Below are 12,043 nucleotides of genomic sequence, written 5' to 3'. Positions count from 1 at the left end.
TCTACACAGGCGCGAAAAAGCTATGCTAGTCGTGCTGTGGTTCTTTTCTCTCTGGTGGCTACACACGCCGACATCGATCTTGAGACCGTTGCTCAACTGAGCACCGGCGCTTCCGGGCTGGCATCCTCCGCCCTCGCCGAATCACCTGCCGTCGCCGGCGCCGTGGTCCTTTCCACCTGTAACCGCTTCGAAATCTACGGCGAGGCTCCCCGCCCGGACGACGTCGAAGCAGCCCGCGCCGCGCTGGTGGCGCAGATCAGCGAGGCCAGCGGGCTCAACAAGCAGCTCGTCTCCCGCGCCTTCAACACCCGCACCGGCCCCGACGTGAGCCGGCACCTGTTTGCGGTCAGCTCCGGCCTTGACTCCGCCGTCGTCGGTGAACGGGAAATCGCCGGCCAGGTCCGGCGCGCCCTGATCACTGCCCAGCACGAGGGGACGGCCAGCTCCGGCCTGGTGCGGCTCTTCCAGGCAGCCTCGAAAACCGCCAAGGACGTGGGCGCGCAGACCGCGCTCGGGTCCCGCGGGCTGTCGATTGTGTCGGTTGCCCTGGATCTTGCCACCGATTTGTCCGAGAACGCGGACTGGTCCAGCAAGAGGGTCGTCGTGTTCGGCACCGGCGCGTACGCCGGGGCCACGATGTCGCTGCTGCGGGAACGCGGTTGCACCGACATTTCCGTTTTTTCCTCCTCGGGCCGGGCCGAGGGTTTCGTCGCGACCCGCGGCGGCACCGCCCTGAACAGCGACTCCCTGCCGGGCGCCGTCGCCGCTGCCGACGTGATGATCGGCTGCAGCGGCTCCGACAACCGGGTCGAAGCAGCAGAACTGGCCCGGATCCGCTCCGCGTCCCCGCGGCCGCTGATCGCGATCGATCTGGCCCTCACGCATGACTTTGATCCGGCCGTCGCCGAGCTCGACGGCGTGGAGCTGCTTACCCTGGAGTCCGTCCGGCTGGCCGCCCCGCAGGAGCAGGCAGAGTCCCTGAGCCAGGCAAGCGGCATCGTCGCCGGCGCGGCGACCGCCTTTGAGCAGGAGCGGGAAGCGCGCTCCGTGGACTCGGCTATCGTGGCCCTGCGCCGCCACACCATGGACGTGCTGGACGCCGAAATGGAAAAGGTGCGCGCCCGCCACGGCTGCACCGCGGCGGCCGAGGAAGTCGAGTTCGCCCTGCGGCGGATGGTCAAACAACTGCTGCACGTGCCCACCGTCCGGGCCCGCGAGCTCGCCGCGAACGGCCAGCAGGCGGACTACGTTGCCGGCCTCGAGGCGGTCTATGGCATCAGCGTTGAACAGCCCGCAACCCGGACCACCGGTGCGGCCGCAGCGGAATGCCCGGTGGACCACGGCGCCCGGCCTGCCGGCGAGGGCAAGCGGGAGACGGCTTAGCCCGCTCCTAGCGTGCGGAAAGCCGGTACACGGAAACGTGGCTGCGGGAATCCTCCGTGAATTCGCTGCGGTCCCAATCCGCCCATCTGAATTCCAGGTCGAACCCGGCCAGCCGCGCCATCAGGTCGAGCTCGCTGGGCCAGATGTAGCGATGCGGTGTCCGTCCGATCCGGGCGTCCCGCCCCTCCGATAGGTCGGGGGCGAACCGGACGTGGTGGGAGACGACGTGCTGGCGGAGCACGTCGTAGGTGTCCACCAGGAGATACCCGGGCTGGCTGACTTCGACCGTCCCGCCGTGTCCCGGTGGCAGCGAACGCAGCTGCGGCACCCAGAGTTCAATGACGAACCGCCCGCCGGGTGCAAGATGGCGGGCGGCGTTTTGGAAGCACCGGACCTGTTCGTCCTGGGTCAAAAGGTTGGAGATGGTGTTGAACACCAAGAACCCAAGCGAGAAGTTCTCCCCGGCCATTGCTTCGGTCATGTCGCCCTGAACGACCGGAATCTGGTCCTCGTGAACCTTCTTGCGCAGGCGGGCGATCATCGCGTGGGACAACTCGATGCCGCTGACCTTCACGCCCGCCGCCGAGAGCGGGATGGCAACACGACCCGTGCCAATGGCGAACTCAACGGCCGGGCCGCCGCCCGCGAGCTCGGCGAGGACCTCCACCGTGGGGCCGAGCACCTCGGCGGCGAACATGCCCTCTTCAGGGGTGTCGTAGTGCTGAGCGGCGTCTTCGTCCCAAAGCTGCTGCTGGTTGATCATCCCGCCACTATGGCACCCCCCAGAGCCGATCACCACCAACCGAAGTTACGAGGCTCTTTGCGTTCAGCCCTGCCCGGAGGCGAAGGCGTTGATGCCGGTCAGGTCAGCAGACAGCTGCCAGAGGCGCTCCGCTGCCGGGCGGTCCACGGCGTGGGCGTCCACTCCCCGGATGCGCGCTTCCGGTGTGCCTGGCTGCGTCGGCTCGGCGATCTCGCAGTCCTCGCAGTACACGCCGCCCAGGTCCGCGAGCAGTGGCGAGGTGGCCGCCCACACCGACGTCGCGGCGCCCTGGGCAGGGGTCTTGAACCGCTCGTTGATGTTGCCGTCCGCGTCCATCCAACCCGAGGCAATCATTTCTTCCCGCGGCAGGTGGCGCTGCAATTCGGTCATGATCCCGCCTGGATGGACCGCAAAGGCCCGGACGCCGGCGCTCTTCCCGAGCGCGTCGAGCTGCACGGCAAACAGCGCATTCGCGGCCTTCGCCTGCCCGTAGGCCTTCCACTTGTCGTAGCCCGCGTCGAAATTAATGTCCGCGAACCGGATCGGCGAGAGCTTGTGGCCGGTGGAAGACAAGGCAACCACCCGTGCACCACTTCCCGCTGCCAGCGCGGGCCAGAGCAGGTTGGCGAGCGCAAAGTGGCCCAGGTGGTTGGTGGCGAACTGTGCTTCCCAGCCCGGGCCGACGCGCCGCTCCGGGGTGGCCATGATGGCGGCGTTGTTGATCAGGATGTCCAGGCTCCGGGCATCGCCAAGGTAATCGGATGCCAAGAAACCCTGGGTGAAGTCTCGAACACTCTGCAGGTCAGCCAGGTCCAGCTCTGCAACTTGGACGCCGTTGAGGCCCGCTTCGTCAAGCACCTCGCGGGCGTGCCCGGGCCGCCGCGCCGGCACCATCACGCGCGCACCGGCGGACACGAGTGCCCGGACTGTCTCCAGTCCCAGACCCGAGTAGCCGCCGGTAACGACGGCGGTCTTGCCGTCCAGGTCCACACCTGCCACGACCTCGGCCGCCGTCGACCGCGGGCCGAAGCACGAGCCGATCCTTTGCCGTGGGGTCAGGGTGCTCTCATCGCTCATCGCTGTGCCTTTCAGTACACCGGTTTGCCCGGTTCGACTTCGCGCACCCAGGCAAGAATGCCGCCTTCCAGGTGGCTGACCCGCTCGTAACCGGCGGCACGGGCGGCGGCCAGGACAGCGGCGGAGCGCGTCCCGGCCTTGCAGTGGAAGACGATGTCCGTGTCCTGCGGCAGCTCGGACCAGGCCTCGCCGGCCAGGATCCTGCCCTGCGGGATCAGCTTGGCACCGTCGATCCGGACGATCTCGAATTCCCCGCTCTCCCGGACGTCAACCAGTTCAAAGTCTTTCAGCCCGGCCTTTCGGGAGGCGAGCATGGTGGCGAGCTGGGCTGCGGTGACGGTGTGTTCGGTGCCCGCGTCCGCGGCCGGGGTGATCCCGCAGAAAGCCTCATAGTCGGTCAATTCCGTGATGCGCAAAGCCTCCGGATCGCGGGAGACCTTGATTTCGCGCCAACTCCCGCCGAGGGCGTCGAACAACGCCACCCGCCCCAGCAGGGAGCGTCCGACGCCGGTAATCAGCTTCACTGCTTCGGTCACCATGAGCGACCCGACGGCGGCGCATAGCATGCCGAAGACCCCGCCTTCCCCGCAGGAGGGAACGGAGCCGGCGGGCGGCGCCTCCGGGTACAGGTCCCGGTAGGTGGGTCCGTGCTGCTCCCAAAAGACACTGACCTGACCGTCGAAGCGGAAGATCGAACCCCACACGTAGGGCTTGCCGAGGATTGCGGCCGCGTCGTTGACGAGGTAGCGGGTGGCGAAGTTGTCGGCGCCGTCGAGGATGAGGTCGTAACCGGCGAAGAGCTCCAGGGCGTTGGAGGCATCAAGCCGGACGTTGTGGAGCCGGACGTCGACCAAGGGGTTCAGCGCGGCGATTGCATCGCGGGCGGACTCGATCTTGGGCCGGCCGACGTCGGCCACCCCGTGGATCACCTGGCGCTGAAGGTTGCTCAGGTCCACGTCGTCGTCGTCGATGATCCCCAGGGTCCCGACGCCCGCGGCCGCGAGGTACAACAGGGCGGGCGAACCGAGACCGCCGGCGCCGATCACCAGGACTTTGGCGTTCTTCAGGCGGCGTTGCCCGAGCGACCCTATCTCAGGAATGATCAAGTGGCGGGAGTAGCGTTCCACCTCGGCCGGAGTCAGGTCTTCCGCCGGTTCGACCAGCGGTCCCGGGGCCTGCGCAACGGTGGCGGGGGTGCTGTTTTCGGTCAACTTCGAAGCCATACTTCAATGTATGCCCGAAGATGCCGCCGGGTCATATTACCCGCGCGTAGAGTGGAAGCAACTGCGAGGGAAAGAAGGCCGACAGTGGTTCATCAGGGACCGGTTGAGCGGGGCCAGGACGGGAAACCGGCCGGCCAAACGCGCAGCGGCACGCAACGCTCGGCGCGTCTGCCGCGCGACGAGCGCCGGGTGCAGCTGCTTGCCGCGGCCCAGGAGGTCTTTGTGGCCAACGGCTACCACGGCGCCGCGATGGACGAGATCGCGGAGACGGCGCGTGTCAGCAAGCCGGTCCTGTACCAGCACTTCCCCTCCAAACGGGAGCTTTACCTGGCCCTGCTGGACAGCCATCTGTCGGCCCTCACCGACCTCATGCTGGGCGCCCTGAATTCCACCACGGACAACGACGACCGTGTCCAGGCCGTCATGCGCGCCTACTACCACTTCATCGCCAGCGACGATCAGGCGCACCGCCTGGTCTTCGAGTCAGACCTGGTCAACGACCCGGACGTGAGCGCACGGCTGGAGACCTTCAACAAGACCTTCGCTGACGCCATCGCGAAGGTCATTGCCGAGGACACCAAGCTGCCCCTGCTCGAGGCACAGCTCCTGGGCCGCGGGCTGTCCGGGATGGCGCAGGTCAGTGCCCGATACTGGCTCGAAACCGACGGCGACCTGGACCTCGATGTGGCCAGCGACCTGATCTACCGTTTAGCTTGGCGCGGAATCTCCCGCTTCCCCAAAGAGTCCTAGAGTACAAATAGAGAACACCTCGTAGAAAAAACTTGAACACGTTGATTGGCTTGGAGGCCTTGCAGTGGAAGTAAAGATCGGCATTCAGAACATCGGGCGCGAGATCGCTCTGGAATCGAACCAGGACGCTGACGCGGTGGCGAAGCTTGTGGGAGAAGCCCTCTCCAAGGGCACCGAACTCCGGCTGACCGATGAGAAGGGCCGCCAGATCATCATTCCGGCGAACGTCCTGGGCTACGTGGAGATCGGCGCCGAAGAGGTCCGCCGGGTCGGTTTCGGCGCCCTCTAGGAGCCCCGGTGCTGTCCCTCATTGTGGTGGCCATGCTGACCGTCGCCGCGGGTTTCGTGGTGTGGGCCAATGACAAGCGGCACGCTAAGTACGGCACGGCCGTTCCCGCCGGGGTTGCCCTGGGCGTGGGGATGCTGAGCTGGATCGTCTTTATGGCGGCCGGCTTCGGCTACCAGCCCGGCCTGACTTGGATCCCGTGGGTGCTGCCCCTGCTGCTCGGCGTGGCCGCAGCCGCCGGCGCTGTGCTTTACCTCGGCAGGTCCCGGACCCGGCAAGACACCGCCCGGATGACGGCAATCCTGCGGCTCTAGCAGTCTTTCAAGCCCTAAGCGGTGGCCACTCCCCCTGGCGGGCGGGTGGTCACACTGCTTTAACCACATTACCCAAGCCCCGGCCGTCAGCGCTGATAAGCGTCCTTGACCGCCGGCGGGGTGGACTCCTGGATCACCCAGCGGTTTCCGTCCGGGTCACTAAAATAGGCGAACGCAATTCCGCCCATGTCCTGGACCTCGCTAATCTCCGCCCCGCGCTCCAGAAGCTCCGCACGGGTGGACGCCATGTCCGGGACGACGAGTTGCAGGCCTTCCAGACTTCCCGGGGACATGCTGTTCATTCCGGTCCCGATGACTATCGAGGTGGCCGACCCGGGCGGCGTGAGCTGGACAACCCGCATGCCCGGGATGTATTCGACGTCGTGGTCCAGGGCGAACCCCAGCCGGTCCGTATAGAACGATTTGGCCGCATCGACATTCGTGACCGGTACCTGTACGACCTCAAGGCGCATCTCCATGCGGATCACAGTACCCCGCTTGCAGCGCGCCGGGGCTTCATTATCGGCGGGTTTTCACTACTGCCCCGCCGTCAGTACGTGGGACCTCCCGGTTCGACGAGCGGATGCTCGCGCTGGAGCTGAGCCACCTTGGGGTCGTTCTCGTCGGCGCCGTAGTCGGACGTGCGGGTGATGTCTTTGCCGTCGGGGACCTTCATCGCACGGAAGACCGCGGACAGCCCCGCCGAGACGATGAGGTTGATAGCAAATGCGACGACCGCGATATAGACCTGCACGTCGGTGCCGGGAATAGCCGCGATCGAGCCGCCAAAATGGGCCTTCGTGGCCGGGTTGACGACGTTGTAGGCCGCGATGGTGCCGTACGCGATGCCGGCCGCCCAGCCGATGAAGAGCGCCCAACGGTGGAACCACCGGGTGTAGAGTCCGGCCACGATCGCCGGAAAGGTCTGCAGGATCCAGATCCCGCCCAGAAGTTGCATGTTGATCGCCGCCGACTGGTCCATGGCGATGACGAAGATCAGCGCACCGAACTTCACCACCAGGGACGCGATCTTGGAAACGTTCGCTTCCTGACGGGGCGTGGCATCCGGCCTGATCAGGTCACGGTAAATGTTCCGGGTGAAGAGGTTCGCCGCCGCAATGGACATGATGGCGGCCGGGACCAGTGCCCCGATGGCGATGGCCGCGAGCGCGATGCCGGCGAACCAGGCCGGGAACTGATCCAGGAACAGCTGCGGCACCACGAGTTGAGGATTGACGGCACCGTTCAGGTCGATGGGCTTGGTCCCGGCATAAATGGCCGCGTAGCCCAGCAGCGCGAGGAAACCCAGCATCAGGGAGTACAAGGGCAGCACCGCAGCGTTGCGGCGGATGGTGTTCCTGCTCTTCGTCGCCAGGACACCTGTGATCGAGTGCGGGTACATGAACAAAGCCAGGGCGGAGCCCAGAGCCAGGGTCCAGTAGGCCGAATAGCTCGAGGCGCCCGGAATGAACGTGCCCGCCGGTTTGCCCGTCGCCGGGCTGACCGTCCCCAGCTTCGCCTGGGCGGAGTCGAAAATGGGGCCCCAGCCGCCGAACTTGATCGGCAGGTAAATCACCGCGACGATCACCGCCAGGTAGATCAGCAGGTCCTTGACGACGGCGATCAGGGCCGGAGCGCGCAACCCCGAGGTGTACGTGTAGGCGGCCAGCACGACGAACGCGATGATCAGCGGAAGGTCAGTCAGCAGCACGTTCTCGGCGCTGCCTAAACCGAGCACCGTGAGCACCGCCTTGATGCCCACCAGTTGCAGGGCGATGTAGGGCATCGTTGCCACGATGCCGGTGACGGCCACCGCAACGGTCAGTGCCCTGCTGCCGTAGCGGCCGCCAATGAAGTCCGCCGGCGTGACGAATCCGTGCCGGTGCGAGACGGACCACAGCCGGCTCATCAGCAGGAACACGATGGGGTACAGCACGATGGTGTACGGCACCGCGAAGAACCCGCTCACGGCTCCGGTGGCCCACATCGCCGCGGGAACGGCCACGAACGTGTAGGCGGTGTAAAGGTCCCCGCCGAGCAGGAACCAGGTTACCCAGGTCCCGAAGCCCCGGCCGCCGAGGCCCCATTCGTCCAGGCTGTGCAGCCCGGTGGTTTCGTGCCGCCGCCACCGTGCGGCGAAGAACCCAAGGACCGCAACCAGGACGAAGAGGATGATCACAATGGCGAGCGCGACGCCGTTGACCGGACGGTCCGGTGTTGCCAGCGGCGCCAGGGCCGCGGTCATCGCCCCTCCCCCGCACCGGCCAGGCCGCGGACGGCGTCGCGCCGGCGGCGGTCCTCCTTCGTGACGAGCCAGTAGGAGATCCCTACCAGGGCTGCCGTGACAGGGATCCAGGCCATCTGGTACCAGTAGAAGAACGGGATACCGGCCAGCCGCGGTTCATCGAACGAATACGCGGGCACAAACAACGGAACCACGATGGCGACCAGCAAGAGGATTCCGGAAATCACATAGGGACCTGGCCTGGCCGGCCCCCGCGTTGCAACATCGGGACTGGACATCGACGCCTCCTCGACGGGACGGACCTCCGGGGCGGGAAGGGTTCCCGGGACGTGCCGGCGGTCTGCCGGCCGCGTGTCACCGCGGTCGTAGGCAACAGAATAGACACTGGACTAATTCTTCAACAGTGCATAAATGCCCGGCGTTGGTCAGTCCCCGGGGCGGTCCTCCAGGTCAGGGGAACTCGGCTCTGCGGCGCGTTTCGCTTCGTCATCCGCTGGCGTCTCCGCCGGGACCAGATCAGGATCGATGACCGGCGAGAACGCATCGGCGTCAAGGCCTTTGCCTTGGCCTTTACCTTTGATGTCGGCGGCGTCGGGGTCCGGTCCGCCTCCCGCGGGGATCTCGCTCATGGTTCCACGGTAGGAGTCCCGCCCCCGGATTGTCGAGGGCCGGCTCCCAGGCGGCGGCCCTCGAACCGTTTAGAGGAACTCGGCCCGGCCCTCCATCGCGGACGAGGCGAGGGCGTGCTCCCTGCGCGGGATCCGGCCGGCGAGCCGCGCGAGCCGCCCCGCGGCTACGGCATGTTTGAAGGCCTCGCCCATCAGGGTCGGATCCTGGGCCCGGGTCACCGCGGTGGCGAGCAGCACGGCGTCGCAGCCCAGCTCCATCGCAAGGGCGGCGTCGGACGCCGTGCCGATGCCGGCGTCGAGCACCACCGGAACTGATGCCCGGGAGACGATCAGTTCGATGTTGTGCGGGTTTAGGATGCCCAGGCCGGTCCCGATCGGCGCGCCCAGCGGCATCACCGCGGTGGCGCCGAGGTGCTCCAGCCGCAGGGCCAGCACCGGGTCGTCGTTCGTATAGGCGAAGACCTTGAAGCCGCGCCCCACGAGCTGTTCGGTTGCCTCCACGAGCTCCACGGCATCCGGCAGCAGGGTGTGCTCGTCCGCGATCACCTCAAGCTTCACCCAGTCCGTCTCCAGCGCTTCGCGGGCCAGCTCGGCGGTCAGGACGGCGTCCCGGGCGGTGAAGCAGCCGGCGGTGTTGGGCAGCACCCGGATACTGCGCTCTGCGAGCAGCTGGAACAATGAACCGCTCTCGGCCGGCGAGTAGCGGCGCATGGCCACGGTGGTGAGTTCGGTTCCGGACGCCGCCAGCGCGGCGCCGAGGCCGTCCAGGCTTGGCGCGCCGCCGGTGCCCATAATCAGGCGGGAACCCAGTTCCACACCGTCGACCGTCAGCGGGTCCCGACGCAGCTGCTGTCCTGTGCTCGGCCCTGCAGCGTTCGGCTCTGCAGCGTTCGGCTCTGCTGCAGCCAGCGTTGTTTCCTCCATGGCGTTCATCCTCCCTGTACTGCGGTGACGAGTTCGACGTCGTCGCCCTCGGCGAGCGCGGTCACGTGCCACTGGCTGCGCGGCACAACCTCGGCATTGCGGGCGACGGCGACGCCGAGTTTCCGGCCGTCGGTAGCCTGCCCGTCGGAGGACAGCGGCCTGCCGGTGACCCCGCTGACGAGGGCGCCGACGGTGGCACCCTGGGCGACGGCGTGCTGTGCTCCGTTGAGCCTGATGTTCATGCTGGTTCCCTGTCTGTCGTGGAGATATTTGCCCCTGCTGCGCCGGCACTGGAGAAACCGCGTGCGGAGAAGGCCTGAGCGGAGATGGCCTGAGCGGGGATTGCCTGACCGGAGAAGCGGTCCGGGCGGAAGGCGGCCCAGCGCGGATCCGGCGTCCCGTCGAGCAGTTGGCGGCAGATGACGGCGGCCGCCGGGGTGAGGAGCACCCCGTGGCGGAAGAAGCCGGTGGCAATGATTAGCCCCCCGCACTCGGGCCCGCCCGGGGATTGGGCCATCCTGCCCAGCAGCGGGGCGTTGTCCGGAGTGCCTGGCCGCGCCCGCGCCGTGGCTTCAAGCAGTTCCAGTTCCGCGACGGCCGGGACCAGCTGCTGTGCATCGCGCAGCAGCTGATAGACGCCTCCCGCGGACACTGCCGTCGGGTCCGCCGGCGCGTCCTCCCGCTGGGTGGCGCCGATCACGACGGTGCCGTCCCCGCGCGGGACGATGTAGACCGGGACGCCGCGGACCAAGCCGCGGACGGTGGAGCGCAGCAGGGGCCTAAGCCGTTGCGGCACCCGAAGACGCAGGATGTCCCCGTAGACAGGCCGCAGCGGCAGCCGCAGTCCCTCGGGAAGACCCTGCAGGTCTGCCGCTCCGAGTCCGTTGGCCACGATCGTTTCACCGGCCCGGATTTCCCCGCCGCCCTCCAGCTCTATGCCGGCCACGTGTCCGTCTTCCCAGAGCAGTCCGGCTGCCCGCCGCCGCACGCCGGTATACCGGCTGCTCGCCGCCAGCAGCTCGCCGATCCGGGTCAGCAGCGTGCGCGGGTCCACTTGGTGGTCGGCCGGGATGTCGAAGGCGCAGGAGATTCCGGGGCTCAGCAGCGGTTCGCGCCCGCGCGCCTGACGGACCGTCAGCGGTTCAACGCCAAGACCGGAAGCCTGTTGCACGATTCGCAGGTCCTCGAGCGCCCGGCGGTCGGCGGCGTCCGCCCCGACGGCGAGGGTCGGCGTCGTGAGATACCCGGTGTCCCCCGCGCCGGCGCCGCCGTCCGGGTGGCCGTCGGCGCCGGCTGCCAGGGCCGCGGCGAAGCCGGGCCAGAGCCGGGCGGCTTCCAGCATCAGGGCCAGCAGCTCCTCCTCCTGGTAATGGAGTTCGCTGACCGGCGCGAGCATGCCGGCGGCGGCCCAGCTGGCCCCGGCGCCAGGCGCGTCGTCAACCAGTGCGACGGAGCGGCCGGACCGGAGGGCCTCCCAGGCAATGCCGCAGCCGACCACTCCGCCGCCAATGACGACGACGTCGCAGTGTCCGGTGGGTGTGGCGGATGGTGGGACCATGGCTTCCTTCCCTACGCCGGTACTAACCGGATCAGGTCAAGCGGTCGGCTCTGATGCCCTCTCAGCCCGGCGCCGTGGAAAGGCTGCGCGGGCTCCCGCAGTATCCGCCCAGTGTAGAGGAACTACCCTTAGACCATGAGCCAGGACCTCCACACCACCGCCCGCCTGTACCTGTGCACCGATGGCCGGAAGGAGCGCGGCGACTTTGAAGACTTCGTCGATGCTGCTTTTGCCGGCGGCGTTGACATCATCCAGTTGCGGGACAAGTCCCTGGAGGCCGCCGAGGAGCTTGAACTGCTGAAGGTGCTGCATGCGGCGGCGGCCCGGCACGGCCGGCTCTGGGCGGTCAACGACCGTGCAGATATCGCTTCGCTCTCCCACGCACCGGTGTTCCACGTCGGACAACGGGACATCCCCTTCGCCGCCGCCCGGGATTTCCTGGGCAAGGGCACTGTAATCGGCATGTCCACGCACAGCCCGGACCAGGTTGACGCCGCCATCGCCGCGGCACCGGGCCGGCGCGGGCTCGACTACTTCTGCGTGGGGCCGGTGTGGGCCACCCCGACGAAGCCGGGCCGGGCCGCCGTCGGGCTGGAGCTGGTGCGCTACGCCGCGGAGGCGATCGCACGGGCCGAGGGCGGCGACGCCGGACGGGTTCCCGGGGTGGTGCCGTGGTTCGCGATCGGCGGCATTGACCTCACCAACGTGGAACAGGTGGTCGAGGCGGGCGCCCGGCGCGTCGTGGTGGTCCGGGCCATCACCGAGGCCGCTGACCCGGAAGGCGCGGCGCGGGCGCTGCTCGCCGCACTCGACGCCGGGGCAGACGCAACTGCCGCTGCGGCCACCGCGTCCGGCGCTGCCAACGCCGTCGGAAACCCCGGGAACTAGCAG

The 12,043-nt window shown here is 67.8% G+C and carries 15 protein-coding genes and 1 riboswitch; of the genes, 5 read left to right on the top strand and 10 right to left on the bottom strand.

Going from position 1 to position 12,043, the window contains the following annotated elements:
* Window positions 1–36 precede the first annotated feature (36 nt).
* Complete coding sequence (locus QFZ61_RS08400) at window positions 37–1,383, top strand: glutamyl-tRNA reductase (RefSeq protein ID WP_307035068.1); 1,347 nt, start codon at window positions 37–39, stop codon at window positions 1,381–1,383.
* Window positions 1,384–1,390: 7 nt separating this feature from the next.
* Here the strand turns inward: QFZ61_RS08400 and QFZ61_RS08395 are convergent, their stop codons facing one another.
* The 3 genes from QFZ61_RS08395 to moeB all read right to left on the bottom strand — a co-directional run bounded on the left by QFZ61_RS08395 (window position 1,391) and on the right by moeB (window position 4,446).
* Window positions 1,391–2,146, bottom strand: a complete 756-nt coding sequence (locus QFZ61_RS08395; RefSeq protein ID WP_307035066.1) for a class I SAM-dependent methyltransferase — start codon at window positions 2,144–2,146, stop codon at window positions 1,391–1,393.
* A gap of 63 nt (window positions 2,147–2,209) precedes the next feature.
* Window positions 2,210–3,223: an SDR family NAD(P)-dependent oxidoreductase gene (locus QFZ61_RS08390; protein ID WP_307035064.1), complete on the bottom strand. Its 1,014-nt coding sequence runs from the start codon at window positions 3,221–3,223 to the stop codon at window positions 2,210–2,212.
* A gap of 11 nt (window positions 3,224–3,234) precedes the next feature.
* A complete protein-coding gene (gene moeB, locus QFZ61_RS08385) occupies window positions 3,235–4,446 on the bottom strand; it encodes a molybdopterin-synthase adenylyltransferase MoeB (RefSeq protein WP_307035062.1) in 1,212 nt (403 codons plus the stop codon).
* Between the two features lie 6 nt (window positions 4,447–4,452).
* Here moeB and QFZ61_RS08380 point away from each other — a divergent pair, with 6 nt between their 5' ends.
* The 3 genes from QFZ61_RS08380 to QFZ61_RS08370 all read left to right on the top strand — a co-directional run bounded on the left by QFZ61_RS08380 (window position 4,453) and on the right by QFZ61_RS08370 (window position 5,796).
* Window positions 4,453–5,196 carry a TetR/AcrR family transcriptional regulator gene (locus QFZ61_RS08380; protein ID WP_307035060.1) on the top strand — a complete coding sequence of 248 codons (744 nt, stop codon included), beginning with the start codon at window positions 4,453–4,455 and terminating at the stop codon, window positions 5,194–5,196.
* 64 nt (window positions 5,197–5,260) lie between these two features.
* Entirely contained in the window at window positions 5,261–5,485 is a 225-nt protein-coding gene (locus QFZ61_RS08375) for a DUF3107 domain-containing protein (RefSeq protein WP_307035058.1), read from the top strand.
* A gap of 8 nt (window positions 5,486–5,493) precedes the next feature.
* Window positions 5,494–5,796: a hypothetical protein gene (locus QFZ61_RS08370; protein WP_307035057.1), complete on the top strand. Its 303-nt coding sequence runs from the start codon at window positions 5,494–5,496 to the stop codon at window positions 5,794–5,796.
* Window positions 5,797–5,882: 86 nt separating this feature from the next.
* Here the strand turns inward: QFZ61_RS08370 and QFZ61_RS08365 are convergent, their stop codons facing one another.
* The 7 genes from QFZ61_RS08365 to thiO all read right to left on the bottom strand — a co-directional run bounded on the left by QFZ61_RS08365 (window position 5,883) and on the right by thiO (window position 11,152).
* Entirely contained in the window at window positions 5,883–6,275 is a 393-nt protein-coding gene (locus QFZ61_RS08365) for a VOC family protein (protein WP_307035055.1), read from the bottom strand.
* 71 nt (window positions 6,276–6,346) lie between these two features.
* Window positions 6,347–8,041 carry a monocarboxylate uptake permease MctP gene (gene mctP, locus QFZ61_RS08360; protein WP_307035054.1) on the bottom strand — a complete coding sequence of 565 codons (1,695 nt, stop codon included), beginning with the start codon at window positions 8,039–8,041 and terminating at the stop codon, window positions 6,347–6,349.
* Complete coding sequence (locus QFZ61_RS08355; RefSeq protein ID WP_307035052.1) at window positions 8,038–8,319, bottom strand: DUF3311 domain-containing protein; 282 nt, start codon at window positions 8,317–8,319, stop codon at window positions 8,038–8,040. Before QFZ61_RS08355 ends, mctP begins: the two co-directional genes overlap by 4 nt.
* A 147-nt stretch (window positions 8,320–8,466) precedes the next feature.
* Window positions 8,467–8,670, bottom strand: coding sequence for a hypothetical protein (locus QFZ61_RS08350; RefSeq protein ID WP_307035050.1), 204 nt, complete (start codon window positions 8,668–8,670; stop codon window positions 8,467–8,469).
* Between the two features lie 69 nt (window positions 8,671–8,739).
* Window positions 8,740–9,594 carry a thiazole synthase gene (locus QFZ61_RS08345; RefSeq protein ID WP_307035048.1) on the bottom strand — a complete coding sequence of 285 codons (855 nt, stop codon included), beginning with the start codon at window positions 9,592–9,594 and terminating at the stop codon, window positions 8,740–8,742.
* Window positions 9,595–9,599: 5 nt separating this feature from the next.
* Entirely contained in the window at window positions 9,600–9,836 is a 237-nt protein-coding gene (thiS, locus tag QFZ61_RS08340; protein ID WP_307035046.1) for a sulfur carrier protein ThiS, read from the bottom strand.
* Window positions 9,833–11,152, bottom strand: coding sequence for a glycine oxidase ThiO (gene thiO, locus QFZ61_RS08335; RefSeq protein WP_307035044.1), 1,320 nt, complete (start codon window positions 11,150–11,152; stop codon window positions 9,833–9,835). Before thiO ends, thiS begins: the two co-directional genes overlap by 4 nt.
* Window positions 11,144–11,261, bottom strand: a riboswitch (TPP riboswitch). Its footprint overlaps the gene before it by 9 nt.
* A gap of 26 nt (window positions 11,262–11,287) precedes the next feature.
* On the opposite strand from thiO, the gene thiE reads away from it, so the two are divergent.
* A complete protein-coding gene (thiE, locus tag QFZ61_RS08330; protein WP_307035042.1) occupies window positions 11,288–12,040 on the top strand; it encodes a thiamine phosphate synthase in 753 nt (250 codons plus the stop codon).
* Window positions 12,041–12,043 lie beyond the last annotated feature (3 nt).

It is taken from the genome of Arthrobacter sp. B3I4 (genome assembly GCF_030816855.1).
Taxonomy (GTDB): domain Bacteria; phylum Actinomycetota; class Actinomycetes; order Actinomycetales; family Micrococcaceae; genus Arthrobacter.
Note: the sequence above shows the minus strand (reverse complement) of the source record. Positions and strands in the feature narration are given on the sequence as shown.